Annotated in this window: 16 protein-coding genes; 9 read left to right on the top strand and 7 right to left on the bottom strand. The window is 63.5% G+C overall.

From position 1 onward, the window contains the following. Positions 1–101: 101 nt before the first annotated feature. Positions 102–1,535 carry an aldehyde dehydrogenase family protein gene (locus tag NLX68_RS15530; RefSeq protein ID WP_254284692.1) on the bottom strand — a complete coding sequence of 478 codons (1,434 nt, stop codon included), beginning with the start codon at positions 1,533–1,535 and terminating at the stop codon, positions 102–104. Continuing rightward, positions 1,532–3,169 carry a 5-guanidino-2-oxopentanoate decarboxylase gene (locus NLX68_RS15525; protein ID WP_254284691.1) on the bottom strand — a complete coding sequence of 546 codons (1,638 nt, stop codon included), beginning with the start codon at positions 3,167–3,169 and terminating at the stop codon, positions 1,532–1,534. Before NLX68_RS15525 ends, NLX68_RS15530 begins: the two co-directional genes overlap by 4 nt. 113 nt (positions 3,170–3,282) lie before the next feature. Here NLX68_RS15525 and NLX68_RS15520 point away from each other — a divergent pair, with 113 nt between their 5' ends. Beyond that, on the top strand, positions 3,283–4,164 hold the full coding sequence (locus NLX68_RS15520) for a LysR substrate-binding domain-containing protein (protein ID WP_254284690.1): 882 nt from the start codon (positions 3,283–3,285) through the stop codon (positions 4,162–4,164). On the opposite strand, the gene NLX68_RS15515 is transcribed toward NLX68_RS15520, so the two are convergent. Both NLX68_RS15515 and NLX68_RS15510 read right to left on the bottom strand, forming a co-directional pair. Beyond that, the gene (locus NLX68_RS15515; RefSeq protein WP_254284689.1) at positions 4,158–4,772 is read right to left on the bottom strand and encodes an NAD(P)-dependent oxidoreductase; all 615 of its coding nucleotides are present in this window, start codon (positions 4,770–4,772) and stop codon (positions 4,158–4,160) included. The genes NLX68_RS15520 and NLX68_RS15515 overlap by 7 nt on opposite strands. Positions 4,773–4,802: 30 nt before the next feature. After that, positions 4,803–5,684, bottom strand: coding sequence for an MBL fold metallo-hydrolase (locus tag NLX68_RS15510; protein ID WP_254284688.1), 882 nt, complete (start codon positions 5,682–5,684; stop codon positions 4,803–4,805). Positions 5,685–5,789: 105 nt separating this feature from the next. Here NLX68_RS15510 and NLX68_RS15505 point away from each other — a divergent pair, with 105 nt between their 5' ends. Then, entirely contained in the window at positions 5,790–6,698 is a 909-nt protein-coding gene (locus tag NLX68_RS15505; RefSeq protein ID WP_010220915.1) for a LysR family transcriptional regulator, read from the top strand. 72 nt (positions 6,699–6,770) lie between these two features. After that, complete coding sequence (locus NLX68_RS15500; RefSeq protein ID WP_010220914.1) at positions 6,771–6,944, top strand: hypothetical protein; 174 nt, start codon at positions 6,771–6,773, stop codon at positions 6,942–6,944. Here NLX68_RS15500 and NLX68_RS15495 read toward each other — a convergent pair. After that, on the bottom strand, positions 6,937–7,815 hold the full coding sequence (locus tag NLX68_RS15495; protein WP_254284687.1) for a helix-turn-helix domain-containing protein: 879 nt from the start codon (positions 7,813–7,815) through the stop codon (positions 6,937–6,939). The genes NLX68_RS15500 and NLX68_RS15495 overlap by 8 nt on opposite strands. A 168-nt stretch (positions 7,816–7,983) precedes the next feature. On the opposite strand from NLX68_RS15495, the gene pobA reads away from it, so the two are divergent. Next, the gene (gene pobA, locus NLX68_RS15490; protein ID WP_254284686.1) at positions 7,984–9,177 is read left to right on the top strand and encodes a 4-hydroxybenzoate 3-monooxygenase; all 1,194 of its coding nucleotides are present in this window, start codon (positions 7,984–7,986) and stop codon (positions 9,175–9,177) included. A 131-nt stretch (positions 9,178–9,308) separates the two neighbouring features. Then, positions 9,309–10,712 (top strand): MDR family MFS transporter, encoded by a 1,404-nt coding sequence (locus NLX68_RS15485; protein WP_254284833.1) that lies wholly within the window; start codon positions 9,309–9,311, stop codon positions 10,710–10,712. A gap of 50 nt (positions 10,713–10,762) precedes the next feature. Here NLX68_RS15485 and NLX68_RS15480 read toward each other — a convergent pair whose 3' ends face one another. Then, positions 10,763–11,395, bottom strand: a complete 633-nt coding sequence (locus NLX68_RS15480) for a TetR family transcriptional regulator (protein ID WP_010220910.1) — start codon at positions 11,393–11,395, stop codon at positions 10,763–10,765. 259 nt (positions 11,396–11,654) lie between these two features. Between NLX68_RS15480 and NLX68_RS15475 the strand changes: the two genes are divergently transcribed. From NLX68_RS15475 to NLX68_RS15460, 4 genes are all read left to right on the top strand, one after another. Beyond that, entirely contained in the window at positions 11,655–12,806 is a 1,152-nt protein-coding gene (locus NLX68_RS15475; RefSeq protein WP_254284685.1) for an efflux RND transporter periplasmic adaptor subunit, read from the top strand. 3 nt (positions 12,807–12,809) lie between these two features. Next, complete coding sequence (locus NLX68_RS15470; RefSeq protein WP_010220908.1) at positions 12,810–15,962, top strand: efflux RND transporter permease subunit; 3,153 nt, start codon at positions 12,810–12,812, stop codon at positions 15,960–15,962. After that, positions 15,959–17,413: an AdeC/AdeK/OprM family multidrug efflux complex outer membrane factor gene (locus NLX68_RS15465; protein ID WP_010220906.1), complete on the top strand. Its 1,455-nt coding sequence runs from the start codon at positions 15,959–15,961 to the stop codon at positions 17,411–17,413. The genes NLX68_RS15470 and NLX68_RS15465 overlap by 4 nt, the downstream gene beginning before the upstream one ends. 275 nt (positions 17,414–17,688) lie before the next feature. After that, the gene (locus NLX68_RS15460; RefSeq protein ID WP_254284684.1) at positions 17,689–18,942 is read left to right on the top strand and encodes an OprD family porin; all 1,254 of its coding nucleotides are present in this window, start codon (positions 17,689–17,691) and stop codon (positions 18,940–18,942) included. 110 nt (positions 18,943–19,052) lie between these two features. On the opposite strand, the gene NLX68_RS15455 is transcribed toward NLX68_RS15460, so the two are convergent. Next, positions 19,053–19,958, bottom strand: a complete 906-nt coding sequence (locus NLX68_RS15455) for a TauD/TfdA family dioxygenase (RefSeq protein WP_254284683.1) — start codon at positions 19,956–19,958, stop codon at positions 19,053–19,055. Between the last annotated feature and the right edge of the window lie 126 nt (positions 19,959–20,084).

Below are 20,084 nucleotides of genomic sequence, written 5' to 3'. Positions count from 1 at the left end.
ATCGCTATCGCCGGCAACGCCGGCTCCCACAGGGATAAGTGCAAGCTGATAACCCTGTGGGAGCCGGCGTTGCCGGCGATGGAGCGCGCAGCGGTCCGCTTTTACACCGCCCTGACCACGTGCTTGATCTCCTGAAAAGCACTCAAGCCCCAAGGCCCCAGCTCCCGACCCAGGCTGCTCTGTTTGTACCCACCCCAGGCCGTCTGCGGGAAGATCACCTGCGGTGCGTTGATCCACACCAACCCCGCCTGCAAGGCATTGGCAACCCGCTCGGCGGCTTGCAAATCACGGCTGAGCACACTGGCCACCAGGCCGAACTCAGTGTCATTGGCCAGTGCCAGCGCCTCGGCTTCAGTGGCAAACGCACGTACGCACAGCACCGGACCGAAGATCTCCTCACGCCACAGTGCACTGTCCAACGGCACCTCGGTAAACACCGTGGGGCTGACGAAATAACCACAAGGCAGCTGTGCCGGCCGTGAGCCACCACAGAGCAGCTGCGCACCCGCTTGCAGGCCCGCCGCAATATGCGCGTGTACCCGCTGGTACTGAGCCTGATTGACCAACGGGCCCATTTCGCTTTCGCCGCTGAACGGCTCGCCCACGCGGATCGCTTCGGCCCGGGCCTTCAGCGCATCGATAAATGCAGGGTACAGGGCTTGGGCGACCAGTACCCGGCTGGTGGCCGAACACATCTGCCCGGCATTGAAGAAACCGCCCAGGCAAGCCAGCTCCACCGCAAGCTCAAGGTCGGCGTCGTCCAGCACCAGCAACGACGACTTGCCGCCCAGCTCCAGGCTCACGCCCTTGATCGTCTGCGCCGCGCGCTGCATGACCTGCACCCCTACCGCATTGCTGCCGGTGAAGGAAATCTTGGCAATCCGCGGATCGGCCGCCAACGGCGCGCCCACCCCCAGCCCGGTACCGCAGACCAGGTTGAACACCCCGTCCGGCAGCCCCGCTTCGGCGATGATCGCCGCCAGTTCCAGCTCGGCCAGTGGCGTGACTTCCGAAGGCTTGAGCACCACGCAGCAGCCTGCCGCCAGGGCCGGCGCGAGCTTCCAGGCGGTGGTGACCATGGGGAAGTTCCACGGCACGATCAAACCGACCACACCGCACGGCTCACGCCGTACCCGGGCGACAAAATCTTCGCTGGGCAGGGCCACCGAGCGGTCACGCCCGAGGTTGTCCGCCAACTCCGCGTAATAGCGAAAGGTCGCGACGACATCATCGACATCGATGTGGGCTTCAACCAGCGGCTTGCCGTTGTTGCTGGCTTGCAGCTGTACCAAGCGCTCGCGGCGCGCCTCGACACCCTCGGCAATAGCCCGCAAGATGGCCGCACGGGTCGGCCCGCTGGATGTAGACCATTCGACAAATGCCGCTCGGGCCGCCAGCGTTGCCCGCTCGACCGCCGCCGCGTCGCCACCGGCTACTTCGGCCAACACCTGTTCATTACTCGGGTTGATCACCGTCAGCGCCTGGGGGCCATGCTGCCAGACGCCTGCGATATAGATGCCAGGCAGCTTGATCATGCTGGCACCGCCCGCATCCAGGTGGCCTGGTCGATTTCGATCAGGCTCGGGCCTTTGCGATCGCAGGCCTGACGCAATGCTTCGCGCAGCTGGGCGACGTCGCCCACAGACTCGGCGCTGCAGCCCAGGGCCTTGGCCACGCCGATGAAATCAGGGGTGTAGATATCGACGCCGACCGGTTCGATGGCGCGGTTGACCATGTAGCGCTTGATCTCTTCGTAGCCCTGGTTGTTCCACAGCAGCACGATCAGCGGCACCTGCGCCTCGCGGGCACTGGCCAGTTCCGGCAGGGTGAACTGCAAACCGCCGTCGCCGATCAGGCACACCACCGGCGCGCGATCGGCCGGCGCTTCAGCGCTGCCCAGCCAGGCGCCCATGGCTGCCGGCAGCGCGTAACCCAGGGTGCCGTAGCCAGTCGAAGCGTTGAACCAGCGCCGCGGCTGGTCCATGTCCAGGGTCAGGTTGCCGGTGTACACCGGTTGCGTCGAATCACCGACCAGCACGGCACCCGGCAGGGTTTCGACAAGGGTGGTGAGCATGCGCGTCTGGCTGCGCATCGGCAGGTCGCGATCAGCCTCCAGCACTCCACGCAAGCGCGCGGCACGGGCCGCGCCCCACTCGGCGCCGCGCACCGGTGCCGGTTGCTCGGCCAGGGCGACCAGCAAGGCCTGGGTGGCGAGGGTCGAATCAGCAACCAGGGCGACTTTCGGCGGATAGTTGCGCACGGTCTGGTCGGGGTCGATATCGATGCGCAGCAGCTCGCCCGGGATCTCGAAGCCGCCCTTGAAGGTCACGTCGTAGTCGGTCTCGGCAAGCTCGGTACCGATCGCCAGCACCACATCGGCTTCGGCGACCAGGGCGCGGGTGGCCACCAGCGATTGGGTCGAGCCGATCTGCAGCGGGTGGCTGGCCGGCAGCACGCCCTTGGCGTTGATAGTCAGCGCTACCGGCGCCTGCAGGTACTCGGCCAGACGGGTCAACGCGGCGCTGGCCTCGATGGCGCCACCACCGGCGAGGATCAGCGGCCGTCGGGCAGCCGCCAGCATGGCGGCCATTTGTGCCACTGGCGCGGGGGCGGCCCCGGCGCGGGCGATACGCACCGGGGCGCAGGCCAGCAGGTGATCGGCGTCCTCGACCAGCACGTCCAGCGGAATTTCGATATGCACCGGGCGCGGGCGCGCGCCGTCGAACACGGCAAAGGCACGGGCCAGTACCGACGGCAGGTCATCGGCGCTCATCAGGGTGTGGGAAAACGCCGCCACGCCGGCCACCAGGTTGCTCTGCGCCGGCAACTCATGCAGTTTGCCGCGCCCGCCGCCCAACTGGTCGCGCGACTGCACGCTGGAGATCACCAGCATCGGAATCGAATCAGCATAGGCCTGGCCCATGGCGGTGGTGATGTTGGTCATGCCCGGGCCGGTGATAATGAAGCATACGCCCGGCTTGCCACGGGTACGCGCATAGCCGTCAGCCATGAAGCCGGCGCCTTGCTCGTGGCGCGGGGTGATGTGCCGGATGCGCGAGCTTGCCAGCCCGCGATAGAGTTCTACGGTATGCACGCCGGGAATGCCGAAGACATGGTCTACGCCATAGCCTTCAAGGAGTTTGACCAGTACTTCGCCGCAAGTCGCCATGATCGTCTGCCTGTCATTGTTCGGGAAACAGGCTGTATTGGACCGCCCGACAGCTACCTGCACAATGCAAAAAAGCTCATACTAGCCATGTCCTCATATCATGGCTCAAGCCGATGAAACGCCTGCCTCCACTGCCTGCCCTGCACACCTTTCTGGTCACTGCCCAGTGCTGCAACTTCACCCGCGCCGCGCAACTGCTGCACATCACCCAGGGCGCGGTGAGCCGACAAATCGCCGGGCTGGAGGACCACCTCGGCTATCCGCTGTTTCTGCGCCAGGCCCGTGGCCTGAGCCTGACCCGCGAAGGCCAGGACTGGCTGCCGCGGGTGCAGCAGGTGTTCGCCTTGATCGAGGAAGGGGTGCAGCAGGTGGGTGCGCGTAGCACCACCTTGCAGCTCAAGGCACCGACCTGCGTGATGCGCTGGCTGCTGCCGCGCCTGATGGAATGGCAGGCGCTGCGCCCGGATGTGCCGGTGGAGCTGACCACCACGGTGCAGCATGGGGTGGATTTTCGTCGGGAAGTGTTCGACGCGGCGGTGGTCTATGGCGCCCGGCCCAACCATGGCCTGCAGACCCTGAAGCTGTTCGATGAACAACTGACGCCGGTGTGCGCGCCGCAACTGCTGAGCGGCGCCCTGCCCTTGCAGCAGGTCGCGGATCTGGACCTGCACATGCTCCTGCACCCGACTCGCGACCAGCGCGACTGGCATGCCTGGCTCGATGCCGCCGGGGCGAGCCTGCCCCGGCAAGGCAAGGGCCAGCATTTCGAGACCCTGGACATGGCCATGTCGATGGCTTCCCAGGGTACCGGTGTGGCCATCGGCGACTGGTCGCTGATCGCTGATGACCTCAAGTGCGGGCGGCTGGTGACGCCGTTCCCGCTCAAGGTCAGCACCGGCCAGGCCTATTACCTTGTGCGGCCACAAGGCTCGGCTTCAGCGGCGTTGCTGGAGCTGCTGGCGTGGTTGTGCGAGCAGGCCCAGGCCCCTCAGTAACCGACCGTGAAACGCTGGCGCGAGTGCGCCGGCTTCTCCACTTCATCGAGCATGGCAATGGCGTAGTCGGCAAAGCTGATCCAGCTCTTGCCATCGGCCCCGATCAACAGGTGATCCTTGCCCAATTTGTAAGCGCCGCTGCGGGCACCTTCGACGAATTCGGCCGAAGGTGACAGGAAGCTCCAGTCCAGTTCCTTTTCCTGGCGCAGTATGTCGAGGTAGTGACCACCGGCAGTAGCTTCAGCCTTGTAGGCCTCGGGAAAATCCGGGCTGTCGATGACCTTGTGCCCCGACGGCAGCAGCAGGCTGCCCGCCCCGCCCACCACCAACAGGCGCTTGACCCCGGCGTGCTTCACCGGCTCGATGATGGCCTGCGGTTTGATGCTGGAAAAGTGCGCGGCGCTGAGCACCACGTCATGCCCCGCTACTGCCTGCTCCAGGGCGGTGGCGTCGCTGACGTCCAGCGCCACGGCGTTCACCCCTTCGCGCCCCTGCAGTTTCGAGATGTCGCGGGCAATGGCGGTAACACGATGGCCGCGGCGCAGGGCTTCTTCCAGCAACTGGCTACCAGCACGGCCGGTAGCACCGATGATTGCGATCTTGCTCATGGGAAATCTCCAGTCAGGATTGAATGACGCTTACCACTTCATCTCGCCCTTGGCGACCTTGGCGCTGAGCTCCAGCGAGCTCTCTTCACCCAGGGCCGGGTAACGCTTTTTCATTGCCGCGATCAGATCGGCGGCGTTGCCCGCCTTGGCGGTTTCTTCGTCGAAGGCGCGGATATAGTCTGCGGTGAACTGCACCGCCTTCAGCGAACGGCTGCTCTGGCCCAGGTAGTGGCCAGGGATCACGGTGTCGGGCTTGAGCTGTTCGATGCGCTTGAGGGTCGCCAGCCAGTCCTGGTGCGATTGCGCCGACTGCGTGTCGGCCATCCACACGTGCAGGTTCTCGGCGACCACCACACCACCGACCACCGCCTTGATCGATGGAATCCAGACAAAACTGCGGTCCGGCTGCGGGCCGTCGAGGCCGACCACTTGCAGGCGCTGGCCTTCGAGCTTCAGTTCATTGCCTTGCAACACCTGCGGCACGACCAGCTTCGCCGGTTTGTCGGCGCCCATCTGCGGGCCCCAGTAGGCCAGCTTGCCGTCCATGGTCTGCTTGATATGGGCAACGGTCGCCGCCGAGGCCACGACCTTGGCCTTGGGATAAGCATCGGTCAGGGTCTGCAGGCCGAAGTAGTAGTCCGGGTCACCGTGGCTGATGTAGATGGTGGTCAGTTGCTTGCCGCTCGATTGCAGTTTGGCCAGCAACTGCTCTGCCTGCGCCTTGCCGAACTGGGCATCGACCAGGATGGCGTCATGCTTGCCGCTGACAATCACTGAGCTGACCGGGAACAAGGCGTTGGTACCCGGGTTGTAGACATCCAGGTTCAGCGGTTCGGCGGCCGAAGCCTGGGCCATGGCCCCAAGGGTGGCGAAAGCCAGCAGCAGGCGGCGCAGGGAGAACGAACGAGGCATCAAGGCGATTCCTGTGAAGTGGGCGATGAACAACAGCTTAGTTGCACGATCCGTCACAAAAAATGCGATGCTTAGGATTAGTTTGTTTCTGAAAGCGTGCAAATCATGGATCGTCTGACAGCAATGCGAGTCTTCGTCAGCGTGGTCGACCTGGGCAGCCAATCGGCCGCCGCCGACCACCTGGAACTTTCCCGCCCGGTCGTTTCGCGCTATCTGGCCGAGCTTGAGGACTGGGTTGGCGCACGCCTGATGCAGCGCACCACGCGCCGCCTGAGCCTGACCGCCGCCGGCCAGGAAACCCTGCCACGCTGCCGGCAGATGCTCGAGCTTGCCGGCGACCTGCAAGCGGCCGTCGGCACCCCGAACGATGCCCCGCGCGGCGAGTTGCGCATCAGCGTCAGCACTTCGTTCGGCCAGGCGCAACTGATGGACGCGGTGGCCGACTACGTCAAACGCTACCCCGGGGTAAAAATCGACCTGCAGATGCTCGACCGCACGGTGAACCTGGTGGACGAGCGCATCGACCTGGCCATCCGCACCAGCAACGACCTGGACCCCAACCTGATTGCCCGGCGCCTGACCGTATGCCGCTCGGTGATCTGCGCATCCCCTGCCTACCTGCGCCAGCACCCGGCGCCGCAGCACGTGCAGGAGCTCAGCCAGCACAACTGCCTGACCCACTCCTACTTCGGCCGCAGCCTCTGGCATTTCGACGTCGAGGGCGAGGTGGTGTCGGTGCCGGTGCAGGGCAACATCAGCGCCAACGAAGCCATGACCCTGCAACGGGCGGCCTTGGCCGGCGCCGGTGTGGCGATGCTGCCGACCTATCAGGCAGCCGACGCCCTACGCAGTGGTGAGCTGATTCGCCTGTTACCCCAGGCCAAGCCACGGGAGCTGAACCTCAACGCCGTGTACACCTCACGCAAACACATGCCGGCGACCCTGCGCAGCATGCTCGACTTTCTCGCCGAGCGTTTTACCGCCGAACCGATCTGGGATCGGGACCTGCTCTAGGCCGGGCATACCTGGCCCAGCTGACCTATGCTTTGAGTAGCACCTGTAGGTGGTTTGCAGGAGGTGAGCAGCATGGGCATCAAATCCAGAAAATGCGCCGTTATCTGTGCCATGGCCGCTGTGGTCGGGCTGTATGCCGCCGCAGCCTACCGGGTCGAACAGATCCGCAACCAACCCTACTCCGCCGCCAGCTGCAGCCTGGCTCACTGCGTGCCGCACACCGCGACGCTGAGCGCACTCAAGTAGGTTGGCCTGGGGCCTGGTGACGAAAGTCACTGGGGGCCTTGCCCGTCAGGCGGCGGAAGAACCGCGAAAAATAGGCAGGGTCAGCAAAACCCAGGCTGTCGGCCAGTTGCTTGATGCTCAGGCTGGTGTAAATCAGTTCGCGCTTGGCCTCGAGTAGCAAGCGTTGATGGATGATCTGCAAGGCCGACTGCCCGGCCAGCTCACGACAGATACTGTTCAGGTGCGCCACCGAAATCCCCACCTCATGGGCCAGCGCCTCGACGCTTGGCTGCTGACGAAACTGCTGCTCGACCAGTTTATTGAAGCGTTGCAGATATTCACGCCCGCGGGCCACCGCCAGCCCCTGGCCATGGCGCTGCAAGCATTGACGGCTGATCCACACCACCAGCAGGTTGATCAATGAGCGCAGTTGCAAGTCGCGCCCGGGTTGGTCCTGCTGGTACTCCTGCTGCAAGGCACTGAACAGGCTGTACAGGTAGGTGCGGTCGGCGCCTGCCAGGTAGGTGCCGGCCTGGGCCAGGGCCGCTGGCGCTCCGGCCAGTTGGGTGTGCAACAGGCTCACCAGGGGCGCCGCCAGGGTGACCACGTAACCATCGACGTCGCTGGAAAAGCGAAAACCATGCACGCACAGGGCCGGCACCACCTGGATCGCCGCCTGCTCCAGGCGCCGCACCTGGCCTTCCACTTCGATCTCGGCCTGCCCCTCATAGAGAAACAGCAACTGGCACAGATCGGCATGCCGATGCGGTTCGATTTCCCAATCATGCAATCGGCTGCGCGCCGGAATCGACTCGCAGTGCAACAGGTCCGGGGTCGGCCACTGCAACTGCTCGCCGTACAGCTTGAACACCGGGATCGATGCCTTGCTCATTGATCAACTCGCTCCAGGGCAATGCCCGATAATCGCACTGATTGGTGAAAAGTCCTGCTTCATGCCGTTTTTATCCCTTCTTCGCTCGCATTTCAAAGCGAAAAATGCAAGCACAACAATCATAAGCTGCTTTCGGCCTTGCCCTGAAGCTTGCCTGGGATAACAACAATGAAGACTCAAGTCGCAATTATCGGTGCCGGCCCTTCCGGTCTGCTGCTCGGCCAGTTGCTGCACAAGGCCGGGATCGCCAATATCATCATCGAGCGCCAGAGCGCCGACTACGTACTCGGGCGAATCCGCGCCGGGGTGCTGGAACAGGGCATGGTCGAGTTGCTGCGCGAAGCCGGGGTTGGCGCGCGCATGGACGCCGAGGGCCTGCCCCACAGCGGTTTCGAACTGGCCTTCGACGGGCGCCGCGAACACATCGACCTCAAGGCGCTGACCGGCGGCAAAGGCGTAATGATTTATGGTCAGACCGAAGTCACCCGGGATTTGATGGCCGCGCGCCAAGCCTGCGGCGCCGTCACTGTCTATCAGGCCGACAACGTTCGCCTGCATGACCTGAAATCCGAGCGCCCTTACCTGACCTTTGAAAAGAACGGCGAAATCCAGCGCCTGGACTGCGACTACATTGCCGGCTGCGACGGCTACCACGGCATCGCCCGGCAATCGATTCCCGCCCAGGCACTGAAGATTTTCGAACGGGTCTACCCGTTCGGCTGGCTCGGCGTGCTGGCCGATACTCCGCCGGTCAGTGACGAGCTGGTGTATGCCCGCCACGAGCGCGGCTTCGCCCTGTGCAGCATGCGCTCGCCGACCCGCACCCGTTACTATGTGCAGGTGGGCGCTGAAGAGAAGGTCGAGGACTGGTCCGATGAGCGCTTCTGGAGCGAGCTCAAGTCGCGCTTGCCGGCTGATCTGGCCGAGCGCCTGGTGACCGGTCCGTCGATCGAGAAAAGCATCGCGCCGCTGCGCAGCTTCGTGGTCGAACCCATGCAATACGGCACGTTGTTCCTGCTTGGCGACGCCGCGCATATTGTCCCGCCCACCGGCGCCAAGGGCCTGAACCTGGCGGCCAGTGATGTCAGTACCTTGTACAACATCCTGCGCAAGGTCTACGCCGAAGGCCGTAGGGACCTGCTGGAGCGCTACTCGCAAATCTGCCTGCGGCGTATCTGGAAGGCCGAGCGGTTTTCCTGGTGGATGACTTCGCTCCTGCACCGCTTTCCCGACAGCGATGCCTTCAGCCAGCGTATCCAGCAAACCGAGCTTGAGTACTACGTCAGTTCCGACGCCGGTCGTACAGTACTGGCGGAAAACTACGTCGGCCTGCCTTACGAGCCGATCGAGGGGGACGCTTAGCAAGCTATCGAGTAGACTGGTCAGCACTTGCGCCCGCCGCTACCGGCTGCGGGCTTCACCTGCCTCAGAGCTGGCCCGTGACTCAACTGAACACTCCGCAACCGGTGCTGCGCAGCGTGCTCGTCGCACTGATGCTGGCGATCTTTCTTGGCGCGCTGGACCAGACCATCGTCGCCGTGTCGATGCCGGCGATTTCGGCGCAATTCAACGATGTCGGCCTGCTGGCCTGGGTGATTTCCGGTTACATGGTGGCCATGACCGTGGCCGTGCCGATCTACGGCAAGCTCGGCGACCTGTATGGCCGGCGGCGGATGATCCTCACCGGTACCGCGCTGTTCACCCTGGCTTCGATCTTCTGCGCACTGGCACAGAACATGGAGCAACTGGTGCTGGCGCGGGTACTGCAGGGTATCGGCGCCGGTGGCATGGTCTCGGTCAGCCAGGCGATCATCGGCGACTTCGTGCCGCCGCGCGAACGCGGTCGCTATCAGGGCTACTTCAGCAGCATGTATGCCCTGGCCAGTGTCGCCGGCCCGGTGCTCGGCGGAATGCTCACCGAATACCTGTCATGGCGCTGGGTGTTCTGGCTCAACCTGCCCCTGGGCCTGACCGCCTGGTGGGTGACCCGCCGCGCCCTGCGCAGCCTGCTGGTACCAACGCACAAGGCGCAGGTCGATTACCTCGGCGCCGCGCTGCTGATTCTTGGCCTGGGCAGCCTGCTGCTGGGCATCACCCTGATCGGCCAGGGGCAACCCTGGGACTCTGCGCAAGTTGCCAGCCTGCTCGGTTGTGCACTGATCGGCCTGCTGCTGTTCGTGCTTCATGAACAGCGCGTCGCCGAGCCGCTGCTGCCGCTGAAACTGTTCGCCAATCGCACCGCCACCCTGTGCTGGTGCACGATCTTCTTTACCAGCTTCCAGGCCATTTCCCTGACCATGCTGATGCCGCTGCGCTATCAGAGCATCACCGGTGCCGGTGCCGACAGCGCTGCCCTGCATTTGCTGCCGCTGGCCATCGGCCTGCCGATCGGTGCGTATTGCGGCGGTCGCCTGACCTCCCTCACCGGGCGCTATAAGCCACAGATTCTCGGCGGTGCGCTGCTGATGCCGTTTGCCATCGTCGGCATGGCCTTCAGCCCGCCGCAAGCGGCCTGGTTCAGTGGCGTGTTCATGGTCTTGACCGGGATTGCCTCGGGCCTGCAGTTCCCCACTTCGCTGGTGGCGACCCAGAGTGCGGTGGAACCACGGGATATCGGCGTGGCCACCAGCACCACCAACCTGTTCCGCTCGCTCGGCGGGGCCATGGGCGTGGCCATCATGTCCACCCTGCTGCTGGCGATGCTCGCCCAGGGCGGCTTGAGCCTGGCCGGCGATGCCCTGCTCGGTAGCCTGCAGGCCGGTGAACCGACCGCGGCGATGCAGGCCGAGTTGTTGCTGACCTTTCGCCACCTGTTGCTGGGCAGTGCGACGGTTTCACTGCTGGGGCTGACGGCGGCGCTGGCTTTGCCTGACAGACAATTGCGCGGCCGTCAGTAAGACGCTTATAACTGGCGTAGAAACAAATGATCACAAAGCTTCACAAAGTGTCATTTGCGCAAGGCGGGGCTCAAGCGCAGCATATCCAGCCCGGTATCGATCCACAGCTCGGCCTGGTTCAGCAGGTCAAAGCTGCCGGGTAGCAGTAGCCAGCGGCGAATCAGCCCGTCTATATAGGCATAGATGGCCAGTGCCGCGCGCTCCGGGTCCACGTCGGCGGGCAGTTGCCCGCGCTTGACTGCATTGCCCAGCGACAACGCGATATGGGCATGACAATCGATCGTCGAGGCCTGCCGTTGCTGGCGGATCTCGCACCTATCATCGGTGAACTCGCATTTGTGATGCAGAATTTCATTGATTCGCCGGGTCTTCGGATCGAGCACCATCTGGTGCATCAACCGTACCAGCAGCTTGCGCATGCAGCCGAGCGGGTCGACTTCATCCTCGCTTTCACTGGCCCGGGCCAGGGCGTCCAGCGGCTCGTGCAGGCTGTCGAGCATGGCCTGCACCAGTTCGGCCTTGTCGTTGAAGTGCCAGTAGATGGCGCCGCGGGTCACCCCGGCCTCTTTGGCAATATCGGCCAGGGTGGTACGCGCTACCCCGCGCTTATAGAAGGCCTTTTCCGCCGCCTCGAGAATCTGGGCGCGGGTTTCCTGGGCTTCTTCTTTGGTTCGACGGACCATGGCAGTACAACCTCATCAGGCCCAGGCACGCACGCTGGGTGCCTGGGAGTCGGGCCGGGTCAGCCTCTGCAGGCTGTTACCGGCTGTATTAATTTGGGGGCTCGCATCGGCTGAATGTGTCGCCTGCGAGGTATTTACAAACAACCATGAATGTAAGTATATTCCTTAGCAAGCTATTAATCCACCCGACAGCATTTTTTATAGCGCACCCTTTCCATTATTCTTGAGCGTCTTCAGCTCTTGCGACCCGAGGATCTTCATGCAATTCAAGCCAGCTGTTACCGCTCTGGTTTCCGCCGTCGCCCTGGCAACACTGCTCAGCGGCTGTAAAAAGGAAGAGGCGGCGCCTGCGGCGCAAGCTCCTCAGGTCGGCGTCGTAACCCTGCAAACCCAAGCCTATACCCTGACGTCCGACCTCCCAGGCCGTACCACCGCGTACCGCATTGCCGAGGTTCGACCCCAGGTCAACGGCATCATTCTCAAGCGCCTGTTCAAGGAAGGCAGCGAAGTCAAGGAAGGCCAGCAGCTGTACCAGATCGACCCGTCGCTGTACGAGGCGACCCTGACCAGCGCCCAGGCCAACCTGCAATCGACCAGCTCGCTGGCCAACCGTTACAAGCAATTGGTCAGCGAACAGGCGGTCAGCCGCCAGGAATACGACGACGCCAACGCCAAACGTTTGCAGGCTCAAGCCTCGTTGCGCAGCGCCCAGATCGACCTGCGCTACACCAAGGTGCTGGCGCCGCTGAGCGGGCGCATTGGCCGTTCTTCGGTCACTGAAGGCGCACTGGTCAACAATGGCCAGGCCGATGCCATGGCGGTGATCCAGCAGCTCGACCCGATCTACGTCGACGTCACTCAGTCCTCGGCCGAGCTGCTCAAGCTGCGCCGCGAGCTGGAAAGCGGCCAACTGCAGAAGGTCGGCGACAACGCCGCCAAGGTCACCCTGACCCTGGAAGACGGCAGCACCTACAGCAAGGAAGGCCGACTGGAGTTCTCCGAAGTCTCGGTAGACCAGACCACCGGCTCCGTGACCCTGCGTGCGGTGTTCCCCAACCCTGAGCACAACCTGCTGCCGGGCATGTTCGTTCATGCGCGCCTGGCCGCCGGGGTCAACAGCGCGGCCATCCTCGCCCCGCAGCAAGGCGTGACTCGCGACCTCAAGGGCCAGCCGACCGCGCTGGTCGTCAACCAGGACAACAAGGTCGAACTGCGCCAGCTCAAGGCCAGCCGTACCGTCGGTAGCGACTGGCTGATCGAGGAAGGCCTGAACCCGGGCGACCGCCTGATCACCGAAGGCCTGCAGTTCGTCAAGCCGGGCATCGAGGTCAAGGCCAGCGCAGCCACCAACGTCAAGCCTGCCCAGCCAACCCAGGCCAATGCAGCGATTGCAGGGGCCAAAGGGGAATAAACCATGTCGAGATTTTTTATCGATCGCCCGATCTTTGCCTGGGTGATCGCCTTGGTGATCATGCTGGTCGGCGCTTTGTCGATCCTCAAATTGCCAATCAACCAGTACCCGAGCATCGCGCCGCCGGCCATCGCCATCGCCGTGACCTACCCGGGCGCTTCGGCGCAAACCGTGCAGGACACCGTGGTGCAGGTGATCGAGCAGCAGCTCAACGGTATCGACAACCTGCGTTATGTGTCGTCGGAAAGTAACTCCGACGGCAGCATGACCATTACCGCGACCTTCGAGCAGGGCACCAACCCTGACACTGCGCAGGTCCAGGTGCAGAACAAGCTGAACCTGGCCACCCCGCTGCTGCCGCAAGAAGTGCAGCAGCAGGGTATCCGCGTGACCAAGGCGGTGAAGAACTTCCTGTTGGTGATCGGCCTGGTGTCCGAAGACGGCAGCATGTCCAAGGACGACCTGGCCAACTACATCGTCTCCAACATGCAGGACCCGATCTCGCGCACGGCCGGTGTCGGTGACTTCCAGGTGTTCGGTGCCCAGTACGCCATGCGTATCTGGCTCGACCCGGCCAAGCTGAACAAGTATCAGCTGACCCCGGTCGACGTGCGTACCGCCGTGGCCGCGCAGAACGTCCAGGTGTCCTCCGGCCAGCTCGGCGGCCTGCCTGCCCTGCCAGGCACCCAGCTCAACGCCACGATCATCGGCAAGACCCGCCTGCAGACCGCCGAGCAGTTCGAAAAGATCCTGCTCAAGGTCAACCGTGACGGCTCCCAGGTGCGCCTGGGCGATGTCGCCAAGGTCGGCCTGGGTGGTGAGAACTACGCGATCAGCGCCCAGTTCAACGGCAAGCCGGCTTCCGGCCTTGCGGTAAAACTGGCCACTGGCGCCAACGCCCTGGATACCGCCAAGGCCCTGCGCCAGACCATCACCGACCTGGAGCCGTTCTTCCCGGAAGGCATGAAGGCGGTGTTCCCGTATGACACCACTCCGGTCGTGACCGAGTCGATCAGCGGGGTAATCCACACCCTGATCGAAGCGATCGTGCTGGTGTTCCTGGTGATGTACCTGTTCCTGCAGAACTTCCGCGCCACCATCATCACCACCATGACCGTACCGGTGGTATTGCTGGGTACCTTCGGCATCCTTGCCGCGGCGGGCTTCAGCATCAACACCCTGACCATGTTCGGCATGGTGCTGGCCATCGGCTTGCTGGTGGACGATGCCATCGTCGTGGTAGAGAACGTCGAGCGGGTGATGGCCGAAGAGGGGCTATCGCCCAAGGAAGCGACCAAGAAGTCCATGGGCCAGATCCAGGGCGCCCTGGTCGGTATCGCCCTGGTGCTGTCGGCGGTACTGCTGCCCATGGCCTTCTTCGGCGGCTCCACCGGCGTGATCTACAAACAGTTCTCGATCACCATCGTCTCGGCCATGGCCCTGTCGGTACTGGTGGCCCTGATCTTCACCCCGGCGCTGTGCGCGACCATGCTCAAGCCGATTGCCAAGGGCGAGCACCACGTTGCCAAGCGCGGCTTCTTCGGCTGGTTCAACCGCAACTTCGACCGCAGCGTGCGTAGCTACGAGCGCGGCGTCGGCAACATGCTGCGGCACAAGGCCCCGTACCTGCTGGCCTACCTGCTGATCGTGGTCGGCATGATCTGGCTGTTCACCCGCATTCCGACGGCGTTCCTGCCCGAAGAAGACCAGGGCGTACTGTTCGCCCAGGTGCAGACCCCGGCCGGTTCCAGTGCCGAGCGCACCCAGGTGGTGATCGACGAAATGCGCAGCTACCTGCTCGACAAGGAAGCCGATACCGTTGCCTCGGTGTTCACCGTCAACGGCTTCAACTTCGCCGGTCGTGGCCAGAGCTCGGGCATGGCCTTCATCATGCTCAAGCCATGGGGCGAGCGCTCTGCCGAGAACAACGTGTTCAACCTGGCGAACCGTGCCCAGCAGCACTTCTTCAGCTTCCGCGATGCGATGGTGTTCGCCTTTGCTCCACCGGCGGTACTGGAGCTGGGTAACGCCACCGGTTTTGACGTGTTCCTGCAAGACCGTGCCGGTGTCGGCCATGAAAAACTGATGCAAGCGCGCAACCAGTTCCTCGGCATGGCCGCGCAGAGCAAGATCCTTTCGGCAGTACGCCCGAACGGCCTGAACGATGAGCCGCAGTACCAGCTGACCGTCGACGACGAGCGCGCCAGTGCCCTGGGCGTGACCATCGCCGACATCAACAGCACCCTGTCGATTGCCCTGGGTGCCAGCTACGTCAACGACTTCATCGACCGCGGCCGGGTCAAGAAGGTTTACATCCAGGGTGAAGCCGGTGCGCGGATGAGCCCGGAAGACCTGCAGAAGTGGTACGTGCGCAACGCCGCTGGCGAGATGGTGCCGTTCTCATCCTTCGCCAAGGGCGAGTGGATTTACGGTGCACCGAAGCTGTCGCGTTACAACGGCGTAGAAGCCATGGAAATCCTCGGTGCGCCAGCGCCTGGCTACAGTACCGGTGAAGCCATGCTCGAGGTCGAGCGCCTGGCCGCGCAACTGCCGGCGGGTATCGGTTACTCCTGGACGGGCCTGTCGTACGAGGAGCGGCTGTCCGGCTCCCAGGCGCCAGCGCTGTACGCCCTGTCGCTGCTGATGGTGTTCCTGTGTCTGGCGGCGCTGTATGAAAGCTGGTCGATTCCGATCGCGGTCATGCTCGTGGTGCCGCTGGGGATCATCGGTGCGCTGCTGGCCACCAGCCTGCGCGGGCTGTCCAACGACGTGTACTTCCAGGTGGGCCTGTTGACCACCATCGGCCTGGCGGCGAAAAACGCGATCCTGATCGTCGAATTCGCCAAGGAACTGCACGAGCAGGGCCGCAGCCTGATGGATGCGGCCATCGAAGCCTGCCGGATGCGTCTGCGGCCAATCATCATGACCTCGCTGGCGTTCATCCTCGGCGTGGTACCGTTGGCCATCTCCAGTGGCGCAGGCTCAGGCAGCCAGCACGCCATCGGTACCGGGGTAATCGGCGGCATGCTGACCGCCACCGTACTGGCAATCTTCTGGGTGCCATTGTTCTTCGTAAGCGTGTCGTCGCTGTTCGGTAGCAAGAAGCCCGAAGAGGACGCCACCCCTGAAACTCCACGCTATGAGGCCGGGCAATGAGTAAGTCCCTGTTGTCCCTGGCAGTAACCGCTTTCATTCTTGGCGGCTGCTCGCTGATCCCTGACTACCAGACCCCGGAATCGCCGGTGGCCGCGCAGTGGCCGCAAGGCCCTGCCTACTCGCCGACCGAGTCGGCCGAGGTGGCCGCCGCCGAACAGGGCTGGCGTCAGTTCTTCCATGACCCGGCGCTGCAGCAGTTGATCCAGACCGCGCTGGTCAACAACCGCGACCTCAAGGTCGCGGCGCTGAACATCGATGCCTACCGGGCGCAGTACCGCATTCAGCGGGCCGATCTGTTTCCGGCGGTCTCGGCCAATGGCAGCGGCAGCCGTCAGCGGATGCCGGCGAACATGTCGCAAACCGGTGAATCGAGTATCAGCAGCCAGTACTCGGCGACCCTTGGGGTCAGCGCCTACGAGCTCGACCTGTTCGGCCGGGTGCGCAGCCTGACCGAGCAACAGCTGGAGATCTACCTGTCCAGCGAAGAAGCCCGGCGCTCGACGCAGATCAGCCTGGTGGCCAGTGTGGCCAACGCCTACTTCACCTGGCAGGCCGACCAGGCGCTGCTCAAGCTCACCGAAGAAACCCTCAAGACCTACGAGGAAAGCTACCAGCTGACCTTGCGTAGCAATGAAGTGGGGGTTGCTTCGGCCCTGGACCTGAGCCAGGCACGCACGTCGGTTGAAGGTGCGCGGGTCAAGCTGGCGCAGTTCCAGCGCCAGGTTGCCCAGGACCTCAACAGCCTGACCGTGCTGCTCGGCACCGGCGTGCCGGCCAACCTGCCGGCGGCGCAGAATCTCGACAGCGACCTGTTGGCCGAAGTGCCGGCGGGCCTGCCGTCCGACCTGCTGCAACGCCGGCCGGACATCCAGGAAGCCGAGCACCTGCTCAAGGCCGCCAATGCCAACATTGGCGCGGCCCGCGCGGCGTTCTTCCCGAGCATCAGCCTGACCGCCAACGCCGGGACCCTGAGCCCGGACATGGGCGGCCTGTTCAAGGGTGGCTCGGGCACCTGGCTGTTCCAGCCGCAGATCAACCTGCCGATCTTCAACGCCGGTGCCCTGCGTGCCAGCCTCGACTACTCGAAGATCCAGAAGGACATCAACGTCGCCAAGTACGAGAAAACCATCCAGACCGCCTTCCAGGAAGTCTCCGATGGCCTCGCCGCGCGCCAGACCTTCAATCAGCAGTTGCAGGCCCAGCGTGACCTGGTTGCCGCCAACCAGGACTACTACCGCCTGGCCGAGCGTCGCTACCGCATCGGTATCGACAGCAACCTGACCTTCCTCGACGCCCAGCGTCAGCTGTTCAACACCCAGCAGTCGTTGATCAGTGATCGCCTGTCGCAGCTGGTCAGCGAGGTCAACCTGTACAAGGCCCTCGGTGGCGGCTGGTACGAGCAGACCGGTCAGGCGCAGCAACAGGCTGCGGCCCAGACGCCGAAAGGCTGAGTGTTTGCGTTGTGAAAGAGCCCACCCTTACGGTGGGCTTTTTTGTGCAATCGCCTGTAGGAGCGGGCTGGCCCCGCGATGAGAATTAACCAAACAGTTACCGTTCGATTATCGCCCAATTCCACCTGCAACGAATTGATTCCCCCCGCCCGCCGCCGCACCATCGCTTCGCAGCTTTTCCAAAGCGTACCCCCAAAAGATCGTAGCCCGGCCTGTGACCTCTAACCGTCGCAGCGGATGGCTTCGGCTTACATAAAAACAAGAGACAACAGACGATGACCACACCCGCACCCGCACGACACCTGCTTCCCGGCTTGCTGGCCATGACTTGCACGCTGCCCGCCCTGGCGGCCGAAGGCGGCTTTGTCGAGGACGCCAAGGCCAGCCTCAACCTGCGCAACTTCTACATCAACCGCAACTTCGTCGACCCGGCCAACCCCCAGGGCAAGGCCGAGGAATGGACCCAGAGTTTCATCCTCGACGCCCGCTCCGGCTTTACCCAAGGCCTGGTCGGCTTCGGTGTCGATGTGCTGGGCCTGTACTCGGTCAAGCTCGATGGCGGCAAGGGCACGAAGGGTACGCATTTGTTGCCGGTACACGATGACGGGCGCCCGGCCGATGATTTCGGGCGCCTGGGCGTAGCGCTGAAAGCGAAGATCTCCAACACCGAACTGAAAGTTGGCGAATGGATGCCGGTGCTGCCGATCCTGCGCTCGGACGACGGCCGCTCGCTGCCGCAGACCTTCCGTGGCGGGCAGATCACCTCGCAGGAGATCGCCGGCTTGACCCTGTATGCCGGGCAGTTTCGCGGTAACAGCCCACGCAATGACGCGAGCATGGAAGACATGTCGATGAACGGCCGGGCGGCCTTCACCTCCGACCGCTTCAACTTTGCCGGTGGCGAATACAGCTTCAACGACAAGCGCACGATGATCGGTTTGTGGAATGCCGAACTCAAAGACATCTACAACCAACAGTACATCAACCTGGTGCACAGCCAGCCTGTGGGCGACTGGACCCTGGGTGCCAACCTCGGCTACTTCATCGGCAAGGAAGACGGCGCCGAACGCGCCGGCAAGCTGGACAACCGCACCGCCTCGGCGCTGCTCTCGGCCAAATACGGCGCCAACACCTTCTACCTCGGCCTGCAGAAAGTCAGCGGCGACGATGCCTGGATGCGGGTCAATGGCACCAGTGGTGGCACCCTGGCCAACGACAGCTACAACTCAAGCTTCGACAACGCCCAGGAACGTTCCTGGCAGCTGCGACACGACTACAACTTCGCCGGCCTCGGCGTGCCTGGGCTGACCCTGATGAACCGCTACATCAGCGGCGACAACGTGCACACCGGCGCCATTACCGATGGCAAGGAATGGGCGCGGGAATCGGAGCTGGCCTATGTGATCCAGTCCGGGACGTTGAAGAGCCTGTCGGTCAAATGGCGTAACTCGACCATGCGCCGGGACTACAGCACCAATACCTTTGATGAGAACCGGCTGATCATCAGTTACCCGATCAGTATTCTCTGAAACCTCTGCCTTGGGGCTGCTACGCAGCCCATCGCCGGCAACGCCGGCTCCCACAATGTCCGCTGTGCACAACACCTGGACTGTAGGAGCGGGCTTGCCCCGCGATTACTTCAAGCCCCGCGTGTAGTGCGGCTCCGCTGCCCGGCCACCCCCACCGGTACATCGCCCTGCAAGGTCACCCGGCGCACCACGCGGCCCTGGGTGCCGTAGTCATCGACCGCATAGTGCTGGGTCGCGCGGTTGTCCCAGATCGCCACGTCACCGGCCTGCCAGCGCCAGCGCACGGTGTTCTCCAGGCGCGTGACATGGCTTTGCAGCAGGTTGAACAGGTGCGCCGAGTCGCTCTGCGAGTAGCCCTTGATGCGTTTGACGAAGTGCCCGAGTAAAAGGTTCTTCTCACCGCTGACCGGGTGCACACGCACTACCGGATGCTCGGTTTCGTACACCGTCGAGGTGAAGATCTTCCGGTAGTTTTCCAGTTGTTCCAGGCTCACATTGGGCTTGGCTGCGGCGTAGTCGTACTCGTTGCTGTGCACCGCCCAGAGCTGGTCAGCCAGGGCCTGCAGCTCTGCAGAGAGGTCCTGATAAGCCGTGGCGGTATTGGCCCACACCGTGTCGCCACCCGACGCGGGCGCCACCACCGAGCGCAGGATCGACGCCTTGGGATAGGCATCAACGAAGGTCACGTCGGTGTGCCAGGAATTGGCCCGGCGCCCTTCGCCGCCATCGAGTTCGAGCAGGTAACGCGTGCCTTCGCGCACCGGCACGGTCGGGTGGGCGATCGGCTCACCGAGCAGGTGGGCGAAGGCTTCCTGGCCCTGGTCATCGAGGTGGGTCTGGGCGCGGAAGAACACCACCTTGTGTTGCACCAGGGCGGCCTGGATGGCTTCGATCACGGCGGGCTCAAGGTCGGCGCTCAACTGAACCCCGCGAATTTCGGCACCGATGCGCCCGGCCACCGGGTGGATATCCAGCGCGTGGGTGACAGGTGCTACAGCACGTGCGGCATTGCTCATGGTTTGACCCTCATCTGGCTAGGTTGCGCGAAGCGGCGTTGAAACCTCTGCTCTATTGATATGCAAATAAGCTCTAACAAATAAACAGGTGCTTCATTGACGGAATAAGAGCTTGCATTTAAAACC

This window comes from Pseudomonas sp. SBB6 (assembly GCF_024213215.1).
Classification (GTDB): domain Bacteria; phylum Pseudomonadota; class Gammaproteobacteria; order Pseudomonadales; family Pseudomonadaceae; genus Aquipseudomonas; species Aquipseudomonas donghuensis.
This window is presented reverse-complemented; position numbering and strand designations above follow the sequence as displayed.